The organism is Halocynthiibacter sp. C4 (genome assembly GCF_028823805.1).
Taxonomy (GTDB): Bacteria; Pseudomonadota; Alphaproteobacteria; order Rhodobacterales; family Rhodobacteraceae; genus Falsihalocynthiibacter; species Falsihalocynthiibacter halioticoli.
In genome coordinates, this window is the sequence record NZ_JAPEIE010000005.1 from 71,548 (window position 1) to 98,128 (window position 26,581).

General features: G+C 52.4%; 23 protein-coding genes. 11 read left to right on the top strand and 12 right to left on the bottom strand.

Annotated elements, in window-relative coordinates:
• Window positions 1-110 precede the first annotated feature (110 nt).
• The gene (locus OU789_RS15840; protein ID WP_274656666.1) at window positions 111-1,976 is read left to right on the top strand and encodes an ATP-binding protein; all 1,866 of its coding nucleotides are present in this window, start codon (window positions 111-113) and stop codon (window positions 1,974-1,976) included.
• A gap of 3 nt (window positions 1,977-1,979) precedes the next feature.
• On the opposite strand, the gene recQ is transcribed toward OU789_RS15840, so the two are convergent.
• Together recQ and OU789_RS15850 are read right to left on the bottom strand one after the other, a co-directional pair.
• A complete protein-coding gene (recQ, locus tag OU789_RS15845) occupies window positions 1,980-4,034 on the bottom strand; it encodes a DNA helicase RecQ (RefSeq protein WP_274656667.1) in 2,055 nt (684 codons plus the stop codon).
• Between the two features lie 70 nt (window positions 4,035-4,104).
• A complete protein-coding gene (locus OU789_RS15850) occupies window positions 4,105-4,392 on the bottom strand; it encodes a YggT family protein (RefSeq protein WP_274656668.1) in 288 nt (95 codons plus the stop codon).
• A 126-nt stretch (window positions 4,393-4,518) separates the two neighbouring features.
• On the opposite strand from OU789_RS15850, the gene OU789_RS15855 reads away from it, so the two are divergent.
• The 5 genes from OU789_RS15855 (at window position 4,519) to arfB (ending at window position 8,803) form a co-directional block, all read left to right on the top strand.
• Window positions 4,519-5,067, top strand: coding sequence for an acyl-CoA thioesterase (locus tag OU789_RS15855; protein ID WP_274656669.1), 549 nt, complete (start codon window positions 4,519-4,521; stop codon window positions 5,065-5,067).
• Window positions 5,068-5,122: 55 nt separating this feature from the next.
• The gene (locus OU789_RS15860; protein WP_274656670.1) at window positions 5,123-6,493 is read left to right on the top strand and encodes an MFS transporter; all 1,371 of its coding nucleotides are present in this window, start codon (window positions 5,123-5,125) and stop codon (window positions 6,491-6,493) included.
• On the top strand, window positions 6,490-7,356 hold the full coding sequence (gene mepA / locus OU789_RS15865; RefSeq protein WP_263951847.1) for a penicillin-insensitive murein endopeptidase: 867 nt from the start codon (window positions 6,490-6,492) through the stop codon (window positions 7,354-7,356). The genes OU789_RS15860 and mepA overlap by 4 nt, the downstream gene beginning before the upstream one ends.
• A gap of 129 nt (window positions 7,357-7,485) precedes the next feature.
• Window positions 7,486-8,112 carry a queuosine precursor transporter gene (locus OU789_RS15870; protein WP_263951846.1) on the top strand — a complete coding sequence of 209 codons (627 nt, stop codon included), beginning with the start codon at window positions 7,486-7,488 and terminating at the stop codon, window positions 8,110-8,112.
• Between the two features lie 271 nt (window positions 8,113-8,383).
• Window positions 8,384-8,803: an alternative ribosome rescue aminoacyl-tRNA hydrolase ArfB gene (gene arfB, locus OU789_RS15875; protein WP_263951845.1), complete on the top strand. Its 420-nt coding sequence runs from the start codon at window positions 8,384-8,386 to the stop codon at window positions 8,801-8,803.
• Window position 8,804: 1 nt separating this feature from the next.
• Here arfB and pncB read toward each other — a convergent pair whose 3' ends face one another.
• From pncB to pncA, 3 genes are all read right to left on the bottom strand, one after another.
• Window positions 8,805-10,097, bottom strand: a complete 1,293-nt coding sequence (gene pncB / locus OU789_RS15880; protein ID WP_274656671.1) for a nicotinate phosphoribosyltransferase — start codon at window positions 10,095-10,097, stop codon at window positions 8,805-8,807.
• Between the two features lie 63 nt (window positions 10,098-10,160).
• Window positions 10,161-12,008, bottom strand: coding sequence for a PAS domain-containing hybrid sensor histidine kinase/response regulator (locus OU789_RS15885; protein WP_274656672.1), 1,848 nt, complete (start codon window positions 12,006-12,008; stop codon window positions 10,161-10,163).
• A 453-nt stretch (window positions 12,009-12,461) separates the two neighbouring features.
• Window positions 12,462-13,073: a bifunctional nicotinamidase/pyrazinamidase gene (gene pncA / locus OU789_RS15890; RefSeq protein ID WP_274656673.1), complete on the bottom strand. Its 612-nt coding sequence runs from the start codon at window positions 13,071-13,073 to the stop codon at window positions 12,462-12,464.
• Window positions 13,074-13,168: 95 nt separating this feature from the next.
• Between pncA and trhO the strand changes: the two genes are divergently transcribed.
• Window positions 13,169-14,089 carry an oxygen-dependent tRNA uridine(34) hydroxylase TrhO gene (gene trhO, locus OU789_RS15895; RefSeq protein WP_263951839.1) on the top strand — a complete coding sequence of 307 codons (921 nt, stop codon included), beginning with the start codon at window positions 13,169-13,171 and terminating at the stop codon, window positions 14,087-14,089.
• A gap of 3 nt (window positions 14,090-14,092) precedes the next feature.
• Here the strand turns inward: trhO and choV are convergent, their stop codons facing one another.
• The 3 genes from choV to OU789_RS15910 form a co-directional block, all read right to left on the bottom strand.
• On the bottom strand, window positions 14,093-15,157 hold the full coding sequence (choV, locus tag OU789_RS15900; RefSeq protein WP_274656676.1) for a choline ABC transporter ATP-binding protein: 1,065 nt from the start codon (window positions 15,155-15,157) through the stop codon (window positions 14,093-14,095).
• The gene (gene choW / locus OU789_RS15905) at window positions 15,154-15,987 is read right to left on the bottom strand and encodes a choline ABC transporter permease subunit (protein WP_274656677.1); all 834 of its coding nucleotides are present in this window, start codon (window positions 15,985-15,987) and stop codon (window positions 15,154-15,156) included. Before choW ends, choV begins: the two co-directional genes overlap by 4 nt.
• A gap of 67 nt (window positions 15,988-16,054) precedes the next feature.
• Window positions 16,055-16,978, bottom strand: coding sequence for a choline ABC transporter substrate-binding protein (locus OU789_RS15910; protein WP_274656679.1), 924 nt, complete (start codon window positions 16,976-16,978; stop codon window positions 16,055-16,057).
• A gap of 134 nt (window positions 16,979-17,112) precedes the next feature.
• Here OU789_RS15910 and betI point away from each other — a divergent pair, with 134 nt between their 5' ends.
• Genes betI through betA form a run of 3 tightly spaced genes read left to right on the top strand, consistent with a single transcriptional unit; the run spans window position 17,113 to window position 20,849 of the window.
• Complete coding sequence (betI, locus tag OU789_RS15915) at window positions 17,113-17,703, top strand: transcriptional regulator BetI (RefSeq protein ID WP_274656681.1); 591 nt, start codon at window positions 17,113-17,115, stop codon at window positions 17,701-17,703.
• Between the two features lie 9 nt (window positions 17,704-17,712).
• On the top strand, window positions 17,713-19,179 hold the full coding sequence (gene betB / locus OU789_RS15920) for a betaine-aldehyde dehydrogenase (RefSeq protein WP_274656683.1): 1,467 nt from the start codon (window positions 17,713-17,715) through the stop codon (window positions 19,177-19,179).
• 8 nt (window positions 19,180-19,187) lie between these two features.
• A complete protein-coding gene (gene betA, locus OU789_RS15925) occupies window positions 19,188-20,849 on the top strand; it encodes a choline dehydrogenase (protein WP_274656784.1) in 1,662 nt (553 codons plus the stop codon).
• Between the two features lie 6 nt (window positions 20,850-20,855).
• Here betA and OU789_RS15930 read toward each other — a convergent pair whose 3' ends face one another.
• Window positions 20,856-21,596 (bottom strand): metallophosphoesterase, encoded by a 741-nt coding sequence (locus OU789_RS15930; RefSeq protein WP_274656685.1) that lies wholly within the window; start codon window positions 21,594-21,596, stop codon window positions 20,856-20,858.
• 202 nt (window positions 21,597-21,798) lie between these two features.
• On the opposite strand from OU789_RS15930, the gene OU789_RS15935 reads away from it, so the two are divergent.
• Entirely contained in the window at window positions 21,799-22,470 is a 672-nt protein-coding gene (locus tag OU789_RS15935; RefSeq protein ID WP_274656687.1) for a sugar transferase, read from the top strand.
• 3 nt (window positions 22,471-22,473) lie between these two features.
• Here OU789_RS15935 and OU789_RS15940 read toward each other — a convergent pair whose 3' ends face one another.
• The 3 genes from OU789_RS15940 to cls form a co-directional block, all read right to left on the bottom strand.
• Window positions 22,474-23,895 (bottom strand): mannose-1-phosphate guanylyltransferase/mannose-6-phosphate isomerase, encoded by a 1,422-nt coding sequence (locus OU789_RS15940; RefSeq protein WP_274656785.1) that lies wholly within the window; start codon window positions 23,893-23,895, stop codon window positions 22,474-22,476.
• A gap of 105 nt (window positions 23,896-24,000) precedes the next feature.
• On the bottom strand, window positions 24,001-24,999 hold the full coding sequence (locus tag OU789_RS15945) for an HAD family hydrolase (protein ID WP_274656689.1): 999 nt from the start codon (window positions 24,997-24,999) through the stop codon (window positions 24,001-24,003).
• 143 nt (window positions 25,000-25,142) lie between these two features.
• Window positions 25,143-26,579, bottom strand: a complete 1,437-nt coding sequence (gene cls / locus OU789_RS15950) for a cardiolipin synthase (RefSeq protein ID WP_274656690.1) — start codon at window positions 26,577-26,579, stop codon at window positions 25,143-25,145.
• Window positions 26,580-26,581: the final 2 nt, after the last annotated feature.

Sequence of the window (26,581 nt, forward strand, 5' to 3'; positions counted from 1 at the left end):
CGCGCCCCGTTTGCATTCAAACCACTCACCAAGCACCGAATTTCTTCCGAGTTAAGACTCTATTCACCAGAATCGAACAATCTTCCTGAAAGGTAGTTCGGAGAAGAGCTTTGGGATTTGATATAGCGGACAAACTAGCCCAGGAAAGACGCGCGAGGCTCGCTGCGGAGCGGTTGCTGGCCCAAAAACAATCCGAACTGTTTTCCGCAAACTCGCGGCTTGGCAAGCACGCCCGAGCGCTCTCTGATGAAATCGTTGAGAAGCGGTTAGAAGTGCGCTCCGCGCGCACGCAAGCCGAGCAACTAAAGGGCGAGAAGTCGCAGGTTCTATCCGAGCTTCGGACCGCAGAAAATAAAGTTCAGATCGCGGAACGCCGCCTGTGGGATTCTATCCAGTCCATTCAGGACGGCTTCGCGGTCTTTGATAGCAACTCACGGCTGGTAGCTGCAAACAACGCCTATATGGCGACCTTCGACGGCCTCGAAGAAATTCGTGTGGGTGTTAAATACAATCGCGTTCTACAGCTCGTCGCTGAGGAGGGCATCGTTGATATCGGCAACGCCACCAGAGCCGAATGGTGCGCGAGGATGCTCGAACGCTGGCACGAACCCGAGATCCGCGAAGAGACCATTCAACTCTGGAACGGACATTACATTAAACTCATTGAGCGGCGCGCAGAAGGTGGTGACACGGTTACGCTCGCCCTCAACATCACCGCCACCATCCGCTACGAGGCAGAACTCAAAGCAGCGCGTGAAAAAGCTGAAGCTGCCAATCGGGCCAAATCTGCTTTTCTCGCCAACATGAGCCATGAGATCCGCACGCCAATGAACGGGGTGATTGGCATGGCGGACCTTCTGCAAGACACCGATCTAAGCGAGGAACAGAAACTCTATATCCAGACCATTCGACATTCTGGCGAAGCGCTTCTCGTCATTATCAACGACATTCTGGATTACTCAAAAATCGAAGCCGAAAAACTCACTCTCAATCCTGAACCTTTCTCGTTTGAGGCCGTTGTAAACGAAACCGTCACACTCCTTTCGCCGTCCGCACAAGACAAAGGACTTGAACTACGCGTAGAGAATACACTTCCAGAAGATGCCCATTTTGTCGGAGATCCAGGGCGGCTTCGGCAAGTGCTCACCAACTTGATCGGAAACGCGGTCAAATTTACGTCGGACGGGTTCATTCGCATCGGTGTGCATGCCACGCCGTCTCGGAACCCGAAGAAACAAAAAGTGCATATCGAAATCGAAGACACCGGAATTGGCATTTCCAAAGAACACGCCGAGTTCATCTTTGGTGAATTCAATCAGGTCGACGGTGATCATAACCGAAAGTTTGAAGGCACCGGCCTTGGACTTGCAATAACCAAACAACTTGTCGAGCTTATGTCTGGTAAAATCTGGGTTGAGTCTTCGGAAGGGAACGGATCAACCTTTCATGTCATATTAGACCTTCCAACCTCTGCACCGCGGGGAAATGCAAAAACCGAAATCAGCAAGACCGTCGAGGTTCCAGCGAAGCCCCAAATCGAAGCCCGAAGACTTCGGGTTCTGGCCGCAGAGGACAATGGCACAAACCGTTTGGTATTCAGCAAGATGGTTCGCAATCTCGACATTGAACTGGAGTTTGCCGTTAACGGGCGAGAAGCAGTCGAAGCCTTTTCACAGTTCAAGCCCGACTTGGTTTTTATGGATATATCCATGCCAGAGGTCGACGGCAAAGAAGCGACTCGCCAAATTAGGGAGCACGAGAAAGCCGCCGGAAAAGCGCCGACACCAATTATTGCCCTAACCGCTCATGCTCTGGACACAGACAAGGCAGAAATGCTTGCAGCAGGGCTCGACGAATACTCGACCAAGCCGCTCCGAAAGAATGAAATCTATAAGTTCATCGAGAAGTATGCGCCAAAGGACGTACGCCCTGCGCTGCAAAATGTTCTATCCCCTAACGCGGATCTGGTGAGTTAACGGCTAGGAAGCTTCGCTTAGAATCTGAAGAAAAGCCGGTCCGAAACGCTCTGCCTTCGCCTCGCCCATACCTGATATGCGCATCATGTCATCGAGCGAAGAAGGCTTTCGTTCGGCAATTTGCTTTAACGTCGACGTGCTACAACTCAGGTATTTCTCGCCTCCGCAGTCCCCTCGGGCAAGACGAAGCTGTTCTTCGGCAAGCCTGTCGAATGTTGTGCCTGCCTCTTTCCCTGCGAGCTGCCGTCTCATCGGATGTACGTCTGTTGGCTTCTCGCCAACGATGACTTCCAAGAACGTTGCGCCGTAAACTTCCAGTTTCTTCGCGCCAACACCGCTGATCGCCGCCATCTCATCAAGGTTCTGCGGCTTTGTTTCTGCCATTTCGATCAACGTACGATCCGTAAAAACGACATAGGCCGGAACGCGAGCAGCCTCTGCCAAAGCGCGACGTTTCGCCTTGAGCGCACTCAAGAGCGGCTCGTCTTCTTCGGACACCAGCCGTTTGATTGCAGGGCGTCTGTTTTGTTTGGCTTGCTGGATCGTGTCTTTGCGCAAATCGATTGTCGCTTCGTCGCGCAGAATGGGGCGCGCCGCCTCTGTCATTCGAAGCGCACCAAATCTCTCCGGATCAGGGCGTATGAGATCATGCCCCATCATCTGCCGGAAAACAGCCTGCCACTCGCGCTTGCTGTACTCTTTGCCAACTCCGAATGTCGGCAATGTATCATGCCCCTTTTCGCGAACCTTGTCCGTTTCCGCGCCGAGCAGAATATCAATCAAGTGCCCAGCGCCGAAATATTCGCCAGTCCGCAAAATCGCAGAAAGGGCTTTGCGAACGGCAGTTGTACCGTCAAAAATCTCGACAGGATTCTCGCAAAGATCACAATGGCCGCAGGGTTCTGTTGTTTCACCGAAATAGGACAGCAACATCTGGCGCCGACACCGAAGCGCTTCAGACAAGCCAAGTAGCGCGTTTAGCCGCCCGTGATCGGCTTCCCTTCGCTCGAGCGGCGCAAGGCTTTCGTCGATCTGAACCCGTCGAAGGCGGATGTCATCCGCACCATAGAGCGTTAAAGTTTCGGCCGGCCCGCCATCGCGCCCTGCGCGCCCGATTTCCTGATAATAGCTTTCGATAGATTTGGGCAAATCAGCATGCGCAACCCAGCGGATATCGGGCTTATCAACGCCCATTCCAAACGCGACGGTTGCGGCAACGATTAACCCATCTTCGCTCTGGAACTTCGCCTCGACAAAACGACGATCATCCGCCTCCATGCCGCCATGGTAGTGCAAAGCGTTGTGCCCAGCGTCTCGGAGCGCTTTGGCTAGGGTCTCTGTCTTGGCGCGGCTGGCGCAATAAACAATTCCTGCCTGCCCGCGATGCTCTTGCGCAAAGGCCAATATCTGTTTTCGAGGCCCGTTCTTTGCTTCAAACTTTAGGTGAATATTCGGGCGATCGAACCCATGCAAAAAGGTTTCGGGCGTGTTTCCGTCAAAGAGGCGCGCAATAATTTCGCTTCTGGTTTCCTGATCTGCCGTGGCGGTGAAGGCCGCCAGCGGCACATCCAACATGTGGCGCAACTCGCCAATTCTAAGGTAATCGGGCCGGAAATCATGGCCCCACGCAGACACACAGTGCGCCTCGTCGACCGCAATCAAAGACACCCCGATACGTCGCAACATGTTGTGCGTACCGGAATTGGCAAGCCGTTCAGGAGCCATATAAAGCAGCTTCATATGGCCCGCATCCAATGCGGCAAACACCTCTTCGGTCTCTTCTTCAGTATTTCCAGACGTTAACGCGCCAGCCGAAACACCAGCTTCTTTCAGCGCCCGTACTTGATCCCGCATGAGGGCGATCAGCGGTGAGATCACAACCGTCACACCGTCGCGCATCAGCGCAGGAAGTTGAAAGCAAAGAGACTTACCACCACCCGTTGGCATAATCGCCAAGGTGTTCGAACCCTTCGCAACCGCGTCTACAATCTCCGCCTGTCCGGGGCGAAATTCATCGAATCCGAATACGGTCGACAAAAGTGTCTGAGCGGTGGTCATAGCCTGTAGTACTGCTTGTTTTTAGGGTTTCCCCTACAGTTCCACAGGCCGCAACCAAGAACAAGAGTCGCTAGAAGAAAAACGCCGCGTTGTTCTGAAGAATAATGCGAATTGCGATCAGGATCACAAAGGCAACCAATGGCGCAAGATCGATTCCGCCCATATCGGGGAGGAATTGTCGGATGCGGCTATAGGCCGGCTCGAGCAGTTTGTTTAGCCCGTACCAAATCTGCGCAACAAGCGGCTGGCGCAAATTCAGAACCTGAAAATTAATGAGCCAACTCATGATGATATGCGCAATCATGATGAACCAGACGATGTCCAGCACAAGATTGAGAATTTGATATAGCGACGACATACCTGCCCCTTTTTTCCGCGTTCCTATTCACCTAATGCGCCCATCCACATCTGGCAAGAGCTTGCCGTGACGTCGTGGTTGACCGTTGCGAAAACTTCTTCACAGAAAAAGGTAAAGGAGATTGCCATGTATCCGTTTATTCGCCTGTTCAAAGAAGCCGTCAAATACCGAAACGCCACGCCGCTCAAGGTTGGCGAGAACCATGTTTCGCATCATATTTGTTGGCCGTGGGATCTCGATATGTGGGCGGAGCTTAACAATGGCAGAGCGCTGTCGCTCTATGATCTTGGGCGCATCCCGCTCGCGCGGCGTATGGGCTTGATCAAAGTGCTGCGGCGCGAAAAATGGGGTTTGGCGGTTGCGGGGACGAGCATTCGCTATCGCCGCCGCATTCGCGCATTTGACAAGATAGAGATGCGCAGCAGATTGGTGTCTTGGGATGAACGTTTCATCTATCTGGAGCAAGGCATGTGGGTCCGTGGAGAATGCGCGAGCCACGCCCTGTTTCGAACGGCTGTTACAGATCGAAACGGTATCGTGTCAACCAAACGGGTTATGGATGCACTTGGGCTTGAAGCAACCGCTCCGGAAATGCCGCAGTGGAGCGCCGCTTGGGTCGACGCAGACACCAAACGCCCTTGGCCCCCAATGGGCGATACAGCAATCACCCCTTGATTTGACGTTGCGTTCACTGTCTTACTCCTAGTTAAAACAAACAGGACTTCGAGCAGTGGCACAAATCTCGCAGAAGAAGCGTGTATGGGGATGGATGGCGTTTGATTGGGCCAGCCAACCGTTTCATACGCTCATGCTCACCTTTATTTTCGGTCCCTATTTCGCCGAAATCGTCGGTCTGAAGCTGCTCTCTGGCGGAATGGACCCTGAAGGGGCCAAAGCACAAGCGCAGGCCTACTGGGGCTATGGGCTTACCGTAACAGGCCTTCTCATTGCGTTTTCTGCACCTGTCCTGGGTGCCTTTGCCGACAGTTCTGGCAACAGAATGTTGTGGATCAAGATATTCTCCGCCTTCTATATCTTCGGAGCCGCCGCTCTCTGGACTGCGCATCCAACCGATTTTAACATTTTCTGGGTTTTGGTTCTGTTTGGCATCGGCTTCATTGGTGTCGAATTCACAACTATCTTTGTAAACTCGATCCTCCCCTCACTCGCACCAAAAGAAGACATCGGCCGCATTTCCGGCTCTGGCTTCGCGCTCGGATATTGGGGCGGCGTATTGTCTTTGTTTATTATGCTGCTCCTCTTCGCAGAGAACGCAACGGGCAAGACACTTATCGGAATTGAGCCGCTATTCGGCCTCGATCCGACCCAGCGCGAAGGGACGCGCTTTGTCGGGCCATTTACCGCAATCTGGTTTATCGTCGCGATGATCCCCTTTTTCCTCTGGGTTCGCGAAAAGCCAAGCGACACGGCATCTGGCGGCAGCGCAAAAGACGCGCTCGCAGAGCTTTGGAGTACAATCAAGTCACTTCCCCATCGCTCTTCGCTATTTGCGTTTCTTTCAAGCAGCTTGTTTTATCGTGATGCGCTGAACGGCCTCTACGGCTTTGGCGCGATCTATGCCAAAGGGGTGCTTGACTGGTCGCTTATCCAGATCGGCGTATTCGGGATTGTTGGCGCTATTACAGCGGCCGTTTTTTCCTATGTCGGCGGGCTTGTCGATGCTCGGAAAGGGCCAAAACCCGTTATCAAGTTCTCTATCTTCTGTCTCATCACGGTCTGTATCATCGTGGTCGGGATGTCGCGCGACAACATCTTTGGCGTGCCTTTTCCCGCGGGCTCTTCTGTACCTGACATCATCTTCTTTATTTGCGGCGGCATTATCGGTGCTGCTGGCGGCGCGCTTCAAGCCAGCTCCCGCACCATGATGGTCCGTCATGCGGATGCCGAGCGCCCAACCGAAGCTTTCGGCCTCTATGCGCTCTCGGGCAAAGCAACCGCGTTTATGGCCCCTGGGCTGATCGCAATTTTCTCCGATCTGAGCGGAAATCAGCGGATTGGCATTACGCCTCTCATCGCGCTGTTTACGATTGGCTTAGTCTTGTTAATCTGGGTGAAACCACAGGGAGATCAAACAACATGATTAAGCAACTCGCATTCGTCATCGCGTTGATTTCCGGCACGGCTGCATTAGCAGAGCCCGAAGCTCGCCAGCTTTTCGGCTCTAAATCGGCTGGATCGCCACATAAGGCCGCTCCATTCGGCAGCTACGCAAAAGGATGCCTTGCAGGCGGCGTTCAACTTCCGGAAACTGGTCCGACTTGGCAGGCCATGCGCCTCTCCCGAAACCGAAACTGGGGGCATCCCGAAACCGTTGAGTTTATCGAGAGATTATCCAAATACGCCGCCAAGCAAGATGGGTGGAACGGCCTCTATATCGGCGACATGGCCCAACCGCGCGGCGGCCCGATGCTGTCTGGTCACCGCAGCCACCAAATCGGGCTGGATGCAGATATCTGGATGCTGCCAGCCCAAGACCTGACCCTCTCGCGAAACGCACGCGAAAACATCTCTTCGATCTCTATGCGCCGCGCCAACGGAGCCTATGTCAACAACAGCTGGACAAGAGCGCATCACAACATTCTCAAGGCCGCGGCCAAGGATAAAGCCGTTGCGAGGATTTTTGTATTTCCCGGCGCTAAGGTTCAGATGTGCAACGACGAGAAAGGCAACCGTGCGTGGCTTCGGAAAATCCGGCCATGGTGGGGGCATCATTACCACTTCCATGTACGGCTCGCTTGCCCAAGAGGCGCGAAAGGCTGCGTTGATCAAGCCCCGCCCCCCAAGGGCGACGGATGCGCCGAGGCGGAAAAATGGGTGCAGGATATCCTCAATCCGCCAAAGCCAAAGCCAGCTGATCCGAATGCACCGCCCCCGCCCAAGCGGCGCGAACTCGTGATGGCCGACCTACCAAACCAGTGTGAAACCGTTCTACGCGCCAAGTAAATTGCGAGCACGGCATCGGCAATCGCGGCCTTCGAAGGGGCTTGCCAACGTGCTGCGAGGTCGTTAGACCCCATCCGTCCCGAATAATCGGGGCCGAGTCTCCGCTACCTTGATAAAACGGATTACGTCATGACAAGACTTCTCCCCGGCGTTATCGCCATGGCGGCCATTGTTGTGGCCAGCAACATTCTCGTTCAATTTCTATTGGGCGACTGGCTCACATGGGGCGCCCTAACCTATCCGCTCGCCTTTCTTGTAACCGACATTATGAACCGCGTGTATGGCGCAAGCGCTGCGCGACGCGTCGTGTTTGTTGGCTTCTGCGTTGGGGTGGCCTGCTCCTTGATTGGCTCGCAAATTCACGGGGAATACGGCCCGCTCGTTGCGCTCCGCGTTGCTGTTGCTTCTGCGGTTGCCTTCCTTTCGGCGCAGCTCCTTGACGTCGCAATCTTTGATCGGTTGCGCTCTGGCGCATGGTGGCGCGCTCCCTTGGCCTCGACGCTTTTCGGTTCTGTGCTCGACACTGTGCTGTTTTTCACAATCGCGTTCTCTGCCTCGGTAACAATCTTCGGAGCAAACGCTGACGCCGCGATCAGTTGGGCTTGGGAAGGCGTTCCGTTCCTCGGCTTCGGTGGCGTTGTGCCGCTTTGGGTTTCTCTCGCTTTTGCTGATTGGTTGGTCAAACTTGCCCTAGCATTAATCGCTTTGGTGCCATTTCGCCTTATTGTCACAAAACTTCACCCAAATGTTGCGTAAAAAGTTTTGACAAACACAAAATCTGTGGCAACCTCCTAGTTATAGAAACAACTTGAAAGGAGGTGCCTATGATTATTGGGAAAATGGAGCAGATGGCGAAGGTCACGAGCTGGGAATTGTTTAGGGGGCAACCCTCCTAAATTATGCACCGGCTTAGGGGCAGCTCTGTCCCACTAGCCACCTCCGATTCTCGAGGAGAGCCTTAGCGACATCCGCTAAGGCTCTTTCAATTTCAGATGCAATTTTCTTTGAATTCCCATATTGGTAAGGCATGCGGATCAACGACGACATAACCTTGGAAGACTGGGAGTTCTCAGAGAATTTCACCCGCAGTTCCGGGCCCGGCGGACAGAATGTAAACAAAGTCTCAACCGCAGTCGAATTGCGTTTCGAAGCCGCGCGAAGCCCAAACCTGCCCCCTTATGCCAAGGCCCGCCTGAAAAAGCTTGCTGGTCAGAAATGGACCCAAGAAGGCGCGGTTCTTATTCGGGTTGAGGACACACGCTCGCAAGCACGTAATCGGGAAATTGCGCGCGAACGTCTTTGTACATTGGTTCAAAAGTCGCTTGAGCGTCCAAAACGCAGGATCAAAACCCGCCCAACATTGGCAAGCAAAAGGCGTCGTGTCGAAAGCAAAGTCCGACGTGGCCAGATAAAATCACTCCGCGGTCGTGTTTCTGGAGACGACTAGTTCACACAATTACGTCGAATTTTTGCTGCGCACCGATATCAAACACGCGTTTGTATCTTTCAATTTCGTCTAACGGTCCCATTGCCTTGTTCGGGTTATCCGAAAGCTTAACTGTCGGTTTGCCATTGGCCTCCACCGCTTTGCAAACAAGCGAGAATGGTGCGAGGCCGTCATCCGCGACGAGGCCTCTGAAATCATTGGTCAACAATGTGCCCCACCCGAAAGAAATCCGCACACGACCCGCAAACTTTGCGCTCAGCTCTTTGATTTTCGCGACATCCAATCCATCAGAGAAAATAACAAGCTTTTCGCGCGGATCTTCGCCGCGATCTTTCCACCACTGAATTGCTGTCTCCGCACCCTTTTCAGGGTCGCCACTATCGATCCGGATGCCTGTCCAGCTTGCCAGCCAATCCGGCGCCTGACGAAGAAAACTCGATGTGCCGTAGGTATCTGGCAAAATTATTCGAAGATTCCCTTCGTGCTCTTCCTGCCAATCTTCCAAAACTTTGTACGGCGCAACGCGCAATTCCTTATCAGTTTCGGCGAGTGCGGAATAAACCATCGGAAGTTCGTGTGCGTTTGTACCTATCGCCTCGACCTCGCGACGCATGGCAATCAAACAGTTTGACGTGCCAACAAACTTCTGCGCCAAGCCTTCTTGCATGGCCTGAACGCACCAATCCTGCCAAAGAAAACTGTGGCGACGGCGCGTGCCAAAATCAGCAATACGCAAGTTCTCAACTGGACGAAGTTCTTCAACCTTCTCCCAGACTTTTGTCATCGCGCGCGCATAAAGAACCTGAAGTTCAAAACGCCCCATGTCAGACATGACAGCACGGCTGCGAAGCTCGACCAAAATGGCCAGCGCAGGAACTTCCCAAAGCATAACCTCCGGCCACGTGCCTTCGAAAGTCAGCTCATATTGCCCGTCGCGCTTTTCGAGGTGATAGGGCGGCAATCTTAGGCCCTCGAACCACTCCATGAAATCTGACCGAAACATTTGGCGCTTGCCGTAAAACATGTTCCCGCGCAGCCATGTGCTCTCGCCGCGGCTTAGCGAAAGCGAACGCATATGGTCGAGTTGCTCCCGCAATTCGCCCTCGTCAATGATATCCGCGAGCCGGACCTTTTTGCTGCGATTGATGAGCGAGAATGTAACGTTCGCGTCGCGGTGATTGCGGAACACAGACTGACACATCAGGAGTTTGTAGAAATCTGTATCAATCAACGACCGTACGATCGGATCGATCTTCCACTTATGATTATATACACGCGAAGCAATATCGACCACGGGGCACCCCAAAATTAGGTTTCCATCCCTGATAGACGATCACAGAAGCAACGCAAACCGCAATTAGTTTTCACGCATATGCTCTGCAACATTTTCTGCGAGATCGGCAAGCTTGAAGGGCTTGGTCATGAAACCATTCATGCCAGCGCGCAAACACTCTTCGCGATCGGTCTCAAATGCGTTCGCAGTTAGCGCGATAACAACCGTTGTCGCACTCCGATGCTTTTCGAGTTCCCGAATACACTTTGTGGCGTCTAACCCGTTTTTCTTGGGCATCGATATATCCATCAAAATAAGGTCCGGCTTTTGTTTCTTGAAAAGGTTCACTGCCTCTTCTCCGTCAACCGCAAACTCGATGTGCGCTGCATGTGGCCCAAGCATTTTATTAAGAAGCAAGCGGTTGGTTTTATTATCATCTGCTACGAGAATTTTCTTATTACTAAGGCAAGTGATTTTGATTTTCTTCGTAGCACTAAGCGCCTTTGATTGCGTTTGCGTTTCAGCAATGTCTAGCTCAAGGGCAAGCTTGAACACTGATCCCTTACCAACCCTTGACTCTACTGAAATTTCGCCGCCCATTTGGCGCGCAAGGTTCTGTGAGATGGTCAGGCCAAGGCCAGTACCGCCGTACTTATGCGGCGTATCGCCTTCAGCCTGTGTAAATGTTTCAAAAATTCTCTGCCGTGCTTCGGGTGCAATTCCGATACCCGTGTCGCAAACTTCAATCACAACTCTCTGTCTGTCCGCCAGAGCCTTTGTAGAAAGAGCGATTTTGACATGGCCCTCGCTTGTGAACTTGATCGCATTTCCAACCAGATTCAGCACGATCTGGCGAAGGCGTCCCGCATCCCCAATTAGATGGGGCAAAGGCGAAGTTGGCAAATTCAATTCATATTCAAGCCCCTTGCTTTGGGCCAACGGCTCTAGAAGCTTTACGGCGCTCTGAACACAATCAGGTACTGAGAATGGCTCCGCGACAAGCGTGATGCCTTTTGCCTCGTGTTTGGAAAGGTCGAGCACATCGTTGATGATCTGAAGCAAAGCCTCGCCAGATGATAGGATTGTCGAGGCGTAATCTTGTTGTTCGTTTGAAATCGGCGCACGCGACAGCAATTCCGCCATGCCGATGATCCCATTCAACGGTGTACGAATTTCATGGCTCATTGTGGCAAGGAAGTTCGCTTTGCTTTTCGCATTGTCCTCGGCCTCGATTCGAGCAAGAGCCAGTTCCCGCTCCCGTTTTTTGGTTTCGGTAATATCGCGCTCGACCGAAATGATTTTGTCCAACTCGCCGTCAGGCGTTGTAAGAGGTGTAATATTGGTCTCAATCCAAATTTCGCGGCCGGATTTAGTATAGTTTATGATCTCTGTACGAATTGATCGTTTTTGCTCGATTGCATTTTTGATCTCATCAACGGCTTCCATTGATGTATTGCTGCCATTCAAAAGCTGCCCAAGAGTCTTACCAATCGCTTCGCTGCTCCCGTATCCGGTCACCTCGCTAAATGCTGGGTTAACCCACTCTATCCTTCGATCAGCGTCAGAGATAATGACACTGTCATTGGCATGCTTTGCAACAAGAGCAAGATTTCTAGCGCGCTGGCTTTCTTCGCGAAGCTCAGCGTGCATGCGCTCCACTGCGTTTTTCTGCTCCAACAGTTTCCGCTCATAAGACTGCCGACGCGCAAAGCTGACGTTTGAAAATTGAACGAAAACGTAGGCAAGATAGAGCAGGAGCGCAAAGGCCAATGCGTCATAAATTTCTTTGTAGGTTCCTTGCGGACTTGGGAGCTCGGAGAAGGTTAGCCAAACTCCGAGAGCCAGAAATGTGACAACCCGGACGAGCCCTGCATATCGGTGAAACGGCGTAACCAACCCAGAGTTGATCCCCGCGCCCAGTAAAATCGCCATTGCAAAGAAATGTAATTCTCCAGCTTCGCCGAGGTTCCAGAGTGTCCAGACAATCAACGAAACGCATAGACCTTGAATGCCAGCTAAGGTGGTTGAAATTACTTGCGCGCGATTGAGCCCATTTCGCTTGATTCCGTTTTTTGAAATTCGAAAAAGGTACGTGCACTCGATTAAGTCTCCGAACAAGGAAAGGAGGGCGAGCGCAATGCCAAGCTCAAAGTCATAAAGGCTAGCGATCGCAACTCCGCCAACAAGCGCAAGTATCTGTCGATTGCCAATTTGCCGAACACGCCCCCTAGCATATCGCAGCAGCAGGCCCTCGGTAGAGTTGCGCGTTTCAAAACTATCAAGTTCGCTTTGCAGGCGCGTTCGTCGAACATTTGAGTACATAAACAGTGGATTCCAATTGAATGGAAGCCACTCTAGGGCAGACTGTTTAACAATTTCCTGCTGTTAGCCTTCGATCAAAGTCACGCCGGATTTACGCATCTCGTCATATGCTTCTCCAAGCGAGTCACCCAGCCCAATCCCGCGACAACCTGCCAAATCCACAGCAACGCTCAGGCCAAGCGTTCTCGCATCCGTCGCAGTGAAGCGCACGCAATAATCCGTAGCCAAACCAACAATGGTAACAGTGTCTATTCCGCGGGTTTTGAGGTATCCGTCTAAACCAGTTGGGGTTTTATGATCATTCTCAAAGAAGCCGGAGTAACTGTCTATTTCAGGATTGCTGCCCTTACGAATGATGACATTTGCGCGGTCGGTATCGAGCTTTTCGTGAAACGCCGCACCTTCGCTTCCTTGGATGCAATGGTCCGGCCAGAGAACCTGTGGCCCATAGGGCATTTGCGTAAGCTCGAATTCGCCCTTGCCGGAGTGGCTCGAGGCAAAAGACGAATGCCTATTGGGATGCCAGTCCTGCGTAAGCACGATGTGCCGAAAATCCAGCATCATTTCATTGATGTAGGGCACGACCTGGTGCCCTTCAGAGACTGCAAGCGCACCACCAGGGCAAAAATCATTTTGAACATCGATAACCAGAAGAGCTTCGTTTGCTGGACGCATGAGACAACCTTTCGTTGCATAAGGGGTAGATTGCCTTCTGGCCTGCGTCAACTGTTGCTCTTGCAGGGCGCTCAGGTTCACACTATTTGAGGCCCATGACAGTTGTAGCCGCACTATATCACTTCACCCGTTTCGATGATCCGGACGCTTTGCGTGCCCCTATTAAGGCTCTATGCAAGGAAGAAGGCATTAATGGTTCGCTTTTGATTGCCGCAGAAGGCATCAACGGAACTGTTGCCGGTCCGCGCAAAGGTATTGATCGTTTGCTCGCGCATCTGCGCGCCCTGCCCGGTTGCTCGGATCTCGAGCATAAAGAAAGCGCCGCAAGCGAGATGCCATTCGGGCGGATGAAAGTGCGTCTCAAAAAAGAGATCGTCACAATGGGCCAACCCGATGTAGACCCACGCGCCAAGGTTGGACATTACGTCGCCCCCGAAGATTGGAACGACCTGATCCAGCAGGAAGACGTTGTAGTGATTGATACACGCAACGACTACGAAGTGGCAATCGGGACGTTTGAAGGCGCAATAGACCCTGAAACCAAGACTTTCGGCGAGTTTCCTGCGTGGTGGGAAGAGAACAAAGACCGCTTTCACAACAAGCGCGTCGCGATGTTCTGCACCGGTGGTATCCGGTGCGAGAAATCAACGAACTACTTGCTTGGCCAGGGTGTTGAAGACGTATTCCACCTAAAGGGCGGTATTCTGAAATATCTCGAAGAGGTCCCTGCCGAAGAAAGCACTTGGAACGGCGAGTGTTTCGTCTTTGACGGCCGCGTTTCAATCGGCCACGGGCTTGTCGAAGGGCCACATCTGTTGTGCCATGCCTGCCGCCAACCAATTCTGCCCGAGGATACGAAGCGCCCAGAGTATGAAGACGGTGTGAGCTGCCATCTCTGCCACGACAAGACCACGGAAGAGCGCAAAGAGCGTTTCCGCGAGCGCCAAAAACAGATCGCACTTGCCGAGAAACGCGGCGAGCGCCATTTCGGCGCGCCTAATTTGCTCGACGAATAGTCTCTAACTCTGCATTTCGTCTGAAATTTCGCCTTCGGCTACGGCGCCAAGCGTACGAACAATATCCCGCGCGCGGATCAAACCGACTTGGGTTTCTCCGTTTTTAACGGAAACCTGCATAACGCCCGAATTCAAAAGGGTCATTACTTCGGAAAGCGGCGCGTTAGACTGTATTTCCGGCGCTTCGCTGTCTGTTCCGTCGGTCATCACATCGCCCGCACACAACACGCCAAGTGGGTTCATATTAGCTACAAAGTCGCGCACGTATTCGTTTGCTGGATTTCGGATGATTTGTTGGGGTGTGCCGCATTGAACAATTCGCCCACCTTCAAGAATTGCGATCCGATCGCCCAGTTTGAACGCCTCGTCCAGATCATGGCTCACAAAGATAATGGTGCGCCGTAGATTATTTTGAAGATCGAGCAATTCATCCTGAAGTCTTGTACGGATAAGTGGGTCAAGCGCGCTGAATGGCTCGTCCATCAGCAAAATCGGTGCTTTCGTCACAAATGCACGGGCAAGGCCAACACGTTGCTGCATGCCACCAGACAATTCTGAAACCTTACGGTCTGCCCAGTCGGCCAAACCGACAAGTGCTAGGGTTTCCTGCACCAAAGGAAGGTAATCAGACGCGGCTTCTCCGGCCAATTCCGGCCCCAATGCAACGTTCTGCTCAACCGTTCTCCAAGGCAATAGGCCGAACTGTTGGAACACCATCGCGATACGCCTCTGGCGCATTTCCCGCAAAGTATCAGCCGAGGCGTTGGTAACATCTATCATGCCCTCGCCGTCATTGACGTGCACAGCGCCACGCACAACGGGGTTTAGGCCGTTAACCGCCCGCAATAGGGTCGATTTCCCCGAACCAGAGAGCCCCATCAGCACGAGAATTTCACCCTCGGCAACGGAAAGGCTACAATCATGGACACCGAGGATTTGATCGGTTTCAGACTGCACTTCTGCGCGCGACATACCCTGATCCATCAGCGGCAGCGCTTTTTGTGGCTTGTTCCCGAAAACAATACTCACATTATCAAATACAACAGAGGGAAGTGGTTCCGCGCTCATTTGCTATCTATCCTCAACACTCGATCCAGCATGATCGCCACCACAACAATCACGAAGCCGCTCTCAAACCCAAGCGCCGTATTCACCTGATTCAACGCCCGCACAACCGGAACGCCAAGCCCATCTGCCCCAACGAGCGCGGCAATCACCACCATCGAGAGCGACAACATAATCGTTTGGTTCAAGCCGGTCATGATCTGCGGCAATGCATAGGGAAGTTCGACTTTCCAAAGCTTCTGTCGCGGCGTTGCACCAAAGGCCTCTGCCGCTTCAAGCAGCGGCTGGGGCGTTGATGTAACCCCGAGGTGCGTCAATCTAACCGGCGCGGGCAATACAAAAATTACGGTCGCAATTAGCCCCGGCACCATACCGATCCCGAAGAATACAATCGCAGGAATGAGGTATACGAACGTCGGCAGAGTCTGCATCAGGTCCAAAATAGGCCGTAATGCTCGGTAAAACCGAGGACGATGCGCGGCAGCAATTCCAATCGGCACGCCAATCCCCATACAGACAACACAGGCCGAAAGTACCAGCGTTAGGCTCTCTGTTGTCTCTTCCCAATACCCTTGATTCAGAATGAACAGGAACCCAAGCACGACGAAGAGGGAGATCTTCCAGCTTCTCTGGTAAACATAAGCCAGCGCTGCGAACACAAAAACAACAACAAGCGGTGGTGGCGTCTGCATAAGCCATAGGAACGCATCAATCATGCCTTCCATGACGTATGATATCCAATCGAAAACATGCTCGCCGCGCGCCTGAAGCCAGTCAAACATGCGCGCCGCCGTTTTGCCGACGGGGATTTTCGTTTCGGTGAGCCAGTCCATGGATGCCTGTATACTGTTGAGCTGATCGAAAAAGGGGCGCTTGAACCGATCAAGCGCCCCGATTGATTTACTTCAGTGCTTCTGTAACCGCTGCGAGGGCTTCGCCGCCATCCAGCGCCGTCACACCACCGAGCCATGATGCGTAAACATCAGGATTGCCTTTGAGCCATTCAGATGCAGCTTCTTCTGGGTCAGCGCCGTCATTCAGGATCGCACCCATAATCTCGTTTTCCATAGCAAGGGTAAACTTGAGATTCTTGAGAAGCGCACCAACGTTCGGGCACTCATCAACATAACCCGCGCGCGTGTTTGTATAGACTGTCGCACCACCCAGATCAGGGCCAAAGAACTCGTCGCCACCCTCTAGGTACGACATTTCAAAGTTGGCGTTCATCGGATGCGGCTCCCAACCAAGGAACACAATCGGCTCGTCTCTTTTGGTTGCGCGATCTACCTGCGCCAGCATGCCCTGTTCGGAGCTTTCCGCAACTTCGAAACCTTCAAGATCAAAGGCGTTGCCGTCAATCATTGACTGAATAAGACGGTTGCCATCATTGCCTGGCTCAATACCGTAAATTTTGCCATCAAGCGCATCTTTATGCGCTGCGATATCTGCAAAGCTCTTGATACCAAGCGCCGCAGCCGCCGCATTCACTGCAAGCGTATACTTCGCGCCCTCAAGGTTTTCCCGAACGGTATCAACCGTTCCAGCTTCGCGATAACTTGCAATATCCGCTTCCATCGTCGGCATCCAGTTGCCGAGGAATACGTCAACATCGCCGCCCTCAAGTGCCTTGTAGGTCACAGGAACAGAGAGAACTTTCACCTCTGTTTCATAGCCCAGAGCGTCAAGCACAACAGTTGTTGCTGCGGTCGTTGCTGTAATGTCGGTCCAGCCCACATCGGCGAACGTCACTGTGTTACATTCGGCAAAAGCAGCCGTTGTCGCCACAACAAGCGCCGTGGTGCTGGCAAGAAATGTTTTTGTCATGATTAATCTCCCGTTGATGCGACATACCTAACGCAATCTTTACATGCTTGGCCATGTCTGATTTTTATTGATTGACTAGTCAATTAACCTCATAAGCTCGTTATTGTAAACGCCCTTGGTGAAAGAGTCGGCTTATGCCCAAGATTGGAATGGAACCTGTGCGCCGCAGCGCACTTATAAATGCGACGATCGCAGAGATCGGACAAAACGGTTCGCTTGACGTCACTGTGAGCCAAATCGCGCGGCGCGCCGGCATGTCCTCGGCGCTTGCCCATCACTATTTCGGCAGTAAAGAGCAAATCTTCCTCGCCGTGATCCGACATATCCTTCGTCAATTTGGGCAAAGCGTTGCTGAACGCTCAAGCACGGCAATGTCTCCACGAGACCGGATCATCGCAATTATTGATGCGAGCTTTGATCAGGAGCAATTCGATCCCAATGTCGTTGCGGCGTGGCTCGCCTTTTATGTCAAAGCACAAAATTCAAATGAGGTTGCCCGTCTGCTGCGTGTCTACGCGCGCCGTCTGAACAGCAATCTCGTTTTTCAGTTAAAGGAGATCGTCTCGGACGACGCAGCCTGCAACATCGCACAAGGCCTCGCCTCGATGATTGACGGATTTTACATCCGGCACGCGCTTCAAGATATGGCTCCAAACAGGCAAACCACAAAAGCACTGGTTGTTGACTATCTCGACCTCTGCCTCCTGAGACACCAAAACAACTAGGCCCGAAATATGACCCTATTCCAGCCCAAAGAGAGCCATTTTGTTGATGGCGCTTATATTGAAGACACAGCAGGAACAGCATTTGATTGCGTTTATCCCGCAACCGGAGAAGTGATCGCAAAGTTTCATTCTGCCACGCCGTCTATCATTGAAGCTGCGCTGATCTCTGCCCGACGCGCACAGAAACAATGGGCTGCTTTGATGCCTGTAGAGCGTGGGCGGGTCCTACGGCGCGCGGCTGATATCATTCGTGATCGAAACCGCGAACTGAGCGAACTCGAAACCATGGACACGGGCAAAGCCCTTCAGGAGACGCTCGTTGCCGACGCGACCTCTGGTGCGGATGCATTGGAGTATTTCAGTGGAATAGTCTCTGGTATGACAGGCGAAACCGTGCCCCTGGGCGAGGATTTTGCCTACACCATCCGCGAACCACTTGGCGTATGTGTCGGCATTGGCGCGTGGAACTATCCAACCCAAATCGCATGCTGGAAGGCCGCCCCAGCACTCGCCTGTGGTAACGCTATGGTTTTCAAGCCATCCGAAACCACGCCGCTTTGCGCCTTAAAAATTTCTGAGATCTTTATAGAAGCTGGCGCCCCCGCCGGATTATTCAATGTGGTTCAGGGGCTTGGCGATGTAGGAGCAGCGCTCTCAACAGACCCGCGCGTCGATAAAGTCTCTCTTACAGGGTCCGTCCCGACAGGGCGCAAGGTCTATGCCGCCGCTGCTGAAGGGCTGCGTCATGTGACGATGGAGCTTGGCGGTAAGTCTCCACTACTTGTGTTCGAAGACGCAGATATCGAAGATGCCATTAGCGGGGCAATGCTCGGTAATTTCTATTCAACTGGTCAGGTTTGCTCCAACGGAACGCGCGTTTTTGTTCATAACTCGATCAAAGAACAGTTTCTAACGCGCCTCAAAACGCGCACTGAAGCTATTCGCGTGGGTGACCCATTGAACGAAGACACGCACCTAGGGCCGTTGGTCTCCAAGGCTCAGTTGGAGAAAGTTACACGCTATATTGAAATAGCCAAGAGCGAAGGCGCTACACTTGTAACAGGAGGCGACTCTCCGCGCGTCAACGGTCATGAAGCTGGTTTTTTCATTGCACCCACAGTCTTTGCGGATGTGACCGATGACATGACAATCGCGCGCGAAGAAATCTTTGGGCCCGTCATGGCCGTTTTGGGCTTTGACACCGAAGAAGAGGCTCTAACGCGGGCGAATGGGACCGAGTTTGGCTTGAGCGCAGGTGTATTTACAAAGAACATTTCGCGCGCGCATCGCGTTGCCAAAGCGTTTGAAGCCGGAACCTGCTGGATCAACACCTATAACCTTGCGCCTGTAGAAGTTCCGTTTGGTGGCTCTAAACAATCCGGCGTGGGACGGGAGAACAGCAAAGCCGCGCTTGATTACTACAGCCAGATCAAATCCGTTTATGTCGGCATGGGCCGCGTCGACAGCCCCTATTGAGAAACATGATGCAAGCTGATTTCGTCATCATTGGTTCTGGGTCTGCCGGATCTGTTCTTGCTTCGCGACTGAGCGAAAACGGCAAGCATTCCGTCATTCTCATTGAGTATGGGGGAAGCGATGCGGGGCCATTCATTCAGATGCCAGGCGCGCTCTCTTATCCTATGCGAATGCGGCTCTATGACTGGGGTTTTCAGAGCGAACCGGAGCCACACCTTAACAACCGACGCCTCGCCACACCGCGGGGCAAAGTGATCGGCGGCTCATCTTCGATTAACGGGATGGTCTATGTGCGTGGACACGCGATGGATTTTGACCATTGGGAAGACAGCGGTGCGAAGGGATGGAGCTATGCTGATGTCCTGCCGTACTTCAAACGCATGGAGCATTGGAGCCCAAACGGCCAAGGTGGTGACCCGAAATGGCGCGGCACATCCGGACCACTGCATGTTACGCGCGGACCGCGATCAAACCCCCTATTTGAAGCTTTCGTGAAAGCTGGTCAGCAAGCAGGGTTTGAAACAACCGATGACTATAACGGTGAGAAGCAAGAGGGCTTCGGCCCGATGGAACATACGATCCACAAAGGAGTGCGGTGGTCCACAGCGAACGCTTATCTAAAACCAGCTCTAAAGCGGCAAAATTTGTCTCTAATTCGGGCCTATGCAGAGAAAATCGAGTTTGACGGGAAACGTGCCACTGGCGTTCGTATCCGCAGAAATGGTCGGAGCGAAGTCATCACGGCGCGCCGTTCTGTCGTTGTAGCGGCCAGCGCGATTAACTCGCCCAAACTTCTCATGCTTTCCGGTATAGGCCCCGCCGCTCACCTTGCTGAAAATGGTATCGACGTCGTCGCGGACCGAAAAGGCGTTGGTCAGAACCTGCAGGATCATCTTGAAGTTTACATCCAACAAGCCTGCACACAGCCGATCACCTTGTTCAAGCATTGGAACACCTTTGGAAAGGCCTTCGCCGGAGCGCAATGGCTCTTCTTTAAAAAGGGTCTTGGGGCTTCTAACCAATTCGAAAGCGCGGCGTTTGTGCGCTCCGCTGCTGGTGTTCCGTATCCGGACATCCAGTTTCATTTCCTGCCAATGGCTATTCGGTATGACGGCACCGCCGCTGCCGAGGGACATGGGTTTCAAGCCCATGTTGGCCCGATGCGATCCGCGTCTCGAGGTCATATTTCGCTTAACTCGGCAGACCCGTTTGAGGCCCCGCGCATTAAGTTCAACTATATGTCTGATCCACAGGACTGGATTGATTTCCGACATTGCATAAGGCTGACCCGCACAGTGTTTGGTCAGGCCGCGTTAGACCCATTCCGTGGTGCTGAAATCCAGCCAGGAGCTTCGGTTCAATCAGATGAAGAAATCGATGCGTTCATCAAGGAAGAAGCCGAAAGCGCCTATCACCCCTGCGGCACTTGCAAGATGGGCGCGGTGGATGATCCAACAGCAGTTGTCGGGCCGGATTGCAAAGTCATCGGGACAGAGGGGCTCTATGTTGCAGACAGCTCCATATTCCCGAGGATCACCAACGGGAACCTTAACGCACCCTCAATCATGGTTGGCGAGAAGGCCGCGGATCACATCCTTGGCAAGACTCCTCTACCAAAAGATCATGCAAAGCCGTGGATACATCCAGATTGGCAAACATCTGACCGTTAGGCGCGGTTAAATGAAGGTTATTCCTTCTGGTGTCACGTGGGCTACGGTTAGTCGTTCGGTAACATAAGCGCCCGTGTCAATCGCAACCCGACCGCGCTTGATATAGGGCTCGTCGACAACCGTATGCCCATGAACAACCCAAACTCCATCTTTGCGCGGCACCTTGAAAAAGTCAGCGTGCCCCCAAACCAGCGCCTTTTCAGGCTGCTCGTCCATCGGCAGCTCTGGGTCCGCGCCAGCATGAACAACAGCGACGTTTCCGCTTTGCCATTGGAATGGCAATCCGCGAAGCCACTCTTCCAGCTCGCGGCCCATCGCCTGTTTGAGCGTTGCGCGCGCTTCATCCAGCGACTCTTTGCTGCTCAGATCAACGACAGATGTAACCCCAAAGCTCCCCAGCGTCTGCAAACCACCATTGCGAAGCCAACGCTCCGCCTCTGCATCAGCCCCATCCAGAAAATCGAGCATCATGCGTTCATGATTGCCCATTAAGCAGATAAGCGTGCGCGTTGGGCGCAGGCTTGTCGCGTGCAAACGCCGCAATGCTTGAGCAGAATTCTCGCCACGGTCAATAATGTCGCCCACGCAAATAATGGTCGAACCACGGGGAACTTTCCGCAATGCAAGTTTGAGCAAGTCGTCCCGACCGTGAACATCCCCAATCGCATAAAATTCTTGTTCAGGCGCGGGGTCAGGAAAACTAACTTCTCGCTTAGGTTTACTAAAAATATTTCGAATAAATTTCATGGCAAACTGATAAACCAAACACTGGAAAAATACTATCTACACTCTTCTCCATACAAGCTGCCCCGAAAAAAGCTAATAAAATTGGCAACACATTCTAGTCCCGCACAAGAAACGAACACCCCAAATGCCCTCGCTCTTTACTGAGTGCTAAGGACTCAGCCGTATCGATAATGGAGTATGACCATCGGAACGGGCTAAACAATTGAACTCTAGTTACCCACTCTCTGCTTCAAGATTTTTGCGAACATCCCCCTTTGGCCGTCTTAGCTATCAAAGGCATTTCAAGCGCGTCTTTGATATTGGGTTGGCTCTGATACTTCTTATACCTACAGCGATCGTCGTCGCTGCTCTGTGGTTAGGCGCACGTCGAGACGGGGGTTCGGGCTTCTTCGCACACGAGCGGCTGCGTCAAGACGGCAGCAGCTTCAAATGCTGGAAAATCCGAACCATGTGTGAGGAGGCAGATGAAAAACTGCATGCTGTTATCCAGCAAAATGAGGCGGCTGCGCTCCAATGGGCAAATAGTCAAAAACTAAAAGACGACCCACGGGTGACGCCATTCGGCAGATATTTACGAAGATCAGGGTTGGATGAACTTCCGCAAATATGGAACATCATTGTTGGGGATATGAGTTTCGTCGGTCCGCGCCCGATCACCCAAGAAGAAGCCCCAAGGTACAAAAATGCGATCTGGGCCTATCGTGCAACCAAGCCGGGCTTAACTGGCATCTGGCAAACGCAGGGCCGTAAAAACCCATGCTATCAACAGCGCATTCAAATGGACAAAGAGTACGCCCACTCTGTTTCGGCCTTACTAGATATCAAACTTATTCTGAAAACCGTCCGAGTGGCCTTCGCGCAAACAGGGTCCTGACTTTCATACCCGCGCATAGGCATCTTCAAACCTTACAATATCGTCCTCGCCAACATATGGGCCGGTTTGGACTTCTATAAGAACCATAGGCAACTTCCCCGGATTCTCTAGGCGATGCTTTGATCCCAGCGGCACATAGACAGATTGGTTCTCGCTGACCAGTTCGGTTTTTTCGTCCACCGTAACCTGTGCTGTGCCTTCTACAACAATCCAATGTTCCGACCGCATGTAATGACTCTGTAGGCTTAACGACGCGCCCGGCTTCACCTGAATGCGTTTCACTTGAAACCTTGCGCCAATCACTAGGCTCTCAAACCATCCCCAAGGTCGATGCTCTTTTGGAAATACTTGAGCCTGTTGAGAAGCGTGCTTTAGCAATACGTCAACCGCGCGTTTTACATCCTGCGCCCGACTCATATCGGCAACCAAAACCGCATCTGGCATTGCAACCGCTAAAATGTTGGTTAGCCCAATTCCAACAATCTTTTGCCCCGCATTCTCACTGCGAAGAAGCGTGTTCTGGCATTCTATCGCATGCGCATTTTCAGATGTTGCGACACCATAGTTGTCTTTTGATGCTTCGCGCCAAACCGCATCCCAGCCGCCGAGGTCTGACCAATCCGCAGAGTATCGCACCGCAAAAAGATTTTTGGCTTTTTCCATCACCGCATAATCAATCGAGATGCTTTTAACCTCTCGCCAGTATGCTTCGTCTAGCCGAAGAAAATCCAAATCTCGGCGCGCAGATCGAACGGCCAACCGCACTGCCTCGCACATCTGTGGCGCGTGTGTCTCAAAGGCCTGAATGATCGCTTTTGCCTTAAACAGAAACATCCCTGAGTTCCAAAGGAACTGCTTTGAAGCAACCATTTCAGTCGCAATTGCAATATCCGGTTTCTCAACAAATGCGTCGACGCGCGCCACCTGTGAGGTTTCCGAACTATCGCCGACATTGAGATACCCGTATCCCGTTTCAGGACGCGTAGGCGACACTCCGAAAGTTACCAGATGACCTTCACGCGCCGCATGCAAACCCTTCGATATAGACGCATGGAAAGCCTCGTAATCGGAGATTGCATGATCAGAAGGCGCAACCAAAAGCAGCGCATCTGAATTCAAAGCCGCGTGGTGATAGGCAGCAGCGAGCACACTTGGCGCTGTATTCTTACCAAATGGTTCCAGAAAAATCGGCCCGCATTCGGGAATTATTTCGTCCATCTGCTCTTTGACGATGAACCGAAAATCAGAGTGCGTCATCACCGTTGGTGGCGCGAATTCAATGCACTCATTCGATTTGAAACGCCGAAGAGTCGACTGAAGGAGTGTATCTTCTCCAAGCAGCTTGGAGAACTGTTTGGGGTAACTCTTGCGCGACAAAGGCCAAAGCCGCGTGCCGGACCCACCCGCAAGAACAACCGGAACTATGAGAGAATGGACAGTAACGGTACATGCCTTTCAGTTAACAGTACCGTCACCCTATCAATTCAACCTTAACGTGTAAACAAAAAGGGATATCCCTCTATGGTAAGGCTACTCTTCAGTAAACACCGTATTCCATTCGGACTTCATATCAATCAAGAGCCAGCCTTCCGCCTCTGCATTGTCCAACCCGTCCACAAGCGTTCCAACGTGTGAGTCACGATCATAGGCAAACTCTCGTTCCTCGTCTGTGTGATGAACAATCATCCCAAGGCGGCGGCCTTCACCCGCCAAAGTCCACTGCAGCATCTGCAAATCACCATCCGAGTTCCCAAAAGACGCGATTGGGCGTTTGCCGATAAACTTCTGAATGGCGACTGGTTTGCCTTCTTTGTCATCATAAAAAAACAGCTCTGGTTCGCGCACCAATACTGGAGTCCCATCACGCATTTCAAATTTGGTTACGACACTCGACCCGATCACCTGCTCTGGCGGAATACCATAGATTTCTTGTGTCCATGGTCGCATGAAGTCAACGCCGCCGCCCGATACGATATAGTTTTTGAACCCGTTCTCTCGCAAATATGCCAGTAGTTCTTTCATCGGCTGATATGTTAAATCTGTATACAAGCGATCCATCGTTGGGTGCTTGGCTGTCGTAATCCAATCTGTCGCGATCTGAGCAAATTCATCGGTGGTCATGCCCGTGTGTGTTACCGCAAGTATCTGCGCTACACCTTTCTCGCCCGATTTCGCAATGGTTTCCATATCACCATCAATCGCGGCCTTCAAAACAGGGTCATCCTGCCATTCCGGATGGTCTGCAGCGATCTCTTTGATCCGATCAAGCGCAAACAATATCTGTGTGTAGATCGGAGCCTCGACCCAAAGCGTTCCGTCATTGTCGTAGGTCGCAATGCGATCCATCTCTGGCACGAAATCGCTCCCGCCCTCTTCCGTAACCGCAGCAACAAACTCGAGGATCGCCGTTTTTGACGGGCCATCATTCCACGAAGGCAATGGGTCATCCTGTGCGATAGCAACGCTGGCGACCGCGCCAAACACTGCGGCGATGCAAGTCTTGGTTATGTGCGAATAGAGTTGTTTCATATCAAATTGTCCTTCTCCAAATGCGATTTGGTGCATCCAATTTTTGTTCAGTAAATCTTAAAGCTTCAAATTAGCACGATAGACTTTGTTGGCGCCCAAGAATAATACAACCCAGGCGGCACGGTTGCTCATTCAGTTTGGTATCACAACACGGGGCTGATGACGGCCATAACGTTGTTCCACAGCCGCCGCCGCCATGGCCAGCTTTCAACATTAGACAACAATACTTCGTTGCTATCTTCAATATACTCGAGTTGCCGATCCCGCAGTTGTGAAGTTGCTTCCGGATCGTAAAACACAATGTTGTTTTCGTAGTTCAGATCGAAACTACGCTGATCCATATTTGCAGAGCCGATCAATGTAACTTGCCCATCAATCGTGAGCGATTTTGTGTGCAGAAGCCCAAGAGGGTATTCCATAATCCGCACACCTGATGTGAGCAGTTCCTGATAATAACTGTGGCACGTTGCAGCGACGGAGAAGTTGTCATTGCGGGCCGGGAATACGATTGTCGTCTTCACACCTCGGTTCGCCGCAGAGCGCAAAGCAGACTGCATCGCTTCATTCGGCGCATAATAGGGCGTCGTAATAATAAGCTCGTCAGTTGCCGCATGCATAAGCGCAGCGAACATATCCGACATTGCGCCAAATCGAACTGTCGGGCCGGTTGCGATAACTTGCGCGGGAAAGCCTTCGTTGGTGTGGGGAATCTCTACTCTGACAACATCAAGAATATCGTCGTCGGTGTAAGTCATCCAATCAGACACAAAAACCATCTGGTTTTGAAGAACAACAGGCCCCGTAAAACGCATAACAGCATCCACCCAAGGCGCGAATTTCGGCTTTGGCGAAAATGCAGCGTCGGCGCAGTTCTGGCTACCGCAGTATGTAACCTCGTTATCTATGACGAGCACTTTGCGGTGGTTCCGCAGATCAAGCCGTCCGTCAAACATGCGCAAAAGTGGGTTTCCGATCTTAAGCGCCACAGCAAGATTGACGCCAGCGCGCTCCATGACCTTCCAGAGTTCGCTTTTAATTAAGTCGCGAGACCCAAGATCATCCGCCATTGCGCGTACGGTCACGCCTCGCTGCGCGGCACGAACCAGCGCGTCGACCATCTTGGTGCCGCTCTCGTCTGTGAGCCATATATAAAACACCAAATGAACGTGCTCTTTGGCGTTATCGATATCCTTTATCATCGCATCAATTGCGGTCTCTGAATCTGCGAGCAATTCAGCTGCGTTACCCCCGACAGCAGGCATGCCAGAAATAGATTGCCCAAGGTTGAAGATCGATCTGAACCGCGCCGGCATTTCGATTCCGCTCGCTGACCCCTCATAATCGGGCACGTCCGCAATCTGGCGAAGTTCGGCATTGAGTTTCGCTTTCCGCTCCACCCGCGTTTTGCCAATACTGGTTTCGCCAAGAAGCAAATACCCGATGACGCCCAGACCCGGAATTGAGAAGATGATCGCCAGCCACGCAATACGTGACGCGGGTGCTCTATTCGGGCGCGTCATGACTCGTGCTGCTGTTGCAAGCTGGATCAGCAGAAATCCTAGGAATAGCACATAGCTCATGA

Bases quoted from the DNA above. Each gene is read 5' to 3' on its own strand.
- OU789_RS15885 (WP_274656672.1), bottom strand. From the start codon at position 12,008: ATGGCGATTTTACTGGGCGCGGGGATCAACTCTGGGTTGGTTACGCCG.
- OU789_RS15930 (WP_274656685.1), bottom strand. From the start codon at position 21,596: ATGAAATTTATTCGAAATATTTTTAGTAAACCTAAGCGAGAAGTTAGT.
- OU789_RS15850 (WP_274656668.1), bottom strand. From the start codon at position 4,392: ATGTCGTCGCTATATCAAATTCTCAATCTTGTGCTGGACATCGTCTGG.
- choW (WP_274656677.1), bottom strand. From the start codon at position 15,987: ATGGACTGGCTCACCGAAACGAAAATCCCCGTCGGCAAAACGGCGGCG.
- OU789_RS15855 (WP_274656669.1), top strand. From the start codon at position 4,519: ATGTATCCGTTTATTCGCCTGTTCAAAGAAGCCGTCAAATACCGAAAC.
- pncA (WP_274656673.1), bottom strand. From the start codon at position 13,073: ATGCGTCCAGCAAACGAAGCTCTTCTGGTTATCGATGTTCAAAATGAT.
- recQ (WP_274656667.1), bottom strand. From the start codon at position 4,034: ATGACCACCGCTCAGACACTTTTGTCGACCGTATTCGGATTCGATGAA.
- choV (WP_274656676.1), bottom strand. From the start codon at position 15,157: ATGAGCGCGGAACCACTTCCCTCTGTTGTATTTGATAATGTGAGTATT.
- betI (WP_274656681.1), top strand. From the start codon at position 17,113: ATGCCCAAGATTGGAATGGAACCTGTGCGCCGCAGCGCACTTATAAAT.
- betA (WP_274656784.1), top strand. From the start codon at position 19,188: ATGCAAGCTGATTTCGTCATCATTGGTTCTGGGTCTGCCGGATCTGTT.
- OU789_RS15910 (WP_274656679.1), bottom strand. From the start codon at position 16,978: ATGACAAAAACATTTCTTGCCAGCACCACGGCGCTTGTTGTGGCGACA.
- betB (WP_274656683.1), top strand. From the start codon at position 17,713: ATGACCCTATTCCAGCCCAAAGAGAGCCATTTTGTTGATGGCGCTTAT.
- mepA (WP_263951847.1), top strand. From the start codon at position 6,490: ATGATTAAGCAACTCGCATTCGTCATCGCGTTGATTTCCGGCACGGCT.
- cls (WP_274656690.1), bottom strand. From the start codon at position 26,579: ATGAGCTATGTGCTATTCCTAGGATTTCTGCTGATCCAGCTTGCAACA.
- trhO (WP_263951839.1), top strand. From the start codon at position 13,169: ATGACAGTTGTAGCCGCACTATATCACTTCACCCGTTTCGATGATCCG.
- OU789_RS15945 (WP_274656689.1), bottom strand. From the start codon at position 24,999: ATGAAACAACTCTATTCGCACATAACCAAGACTTGCATCGCCGCAGTG.
- arfB (WP_263951845.1), top strand. From the start codon at position 8,384: ATGCGGATCAACGACGACATAACCTTGGAAGACTGGGAGTTCTCAGAG.
- OU789_RS15870 (WP_263951846.1), top strand. From the start codon at position 7,486: ATGACAAGACTTCTCCCCGGCGTTATCGCCATGGCGGCCATTGTTGTG.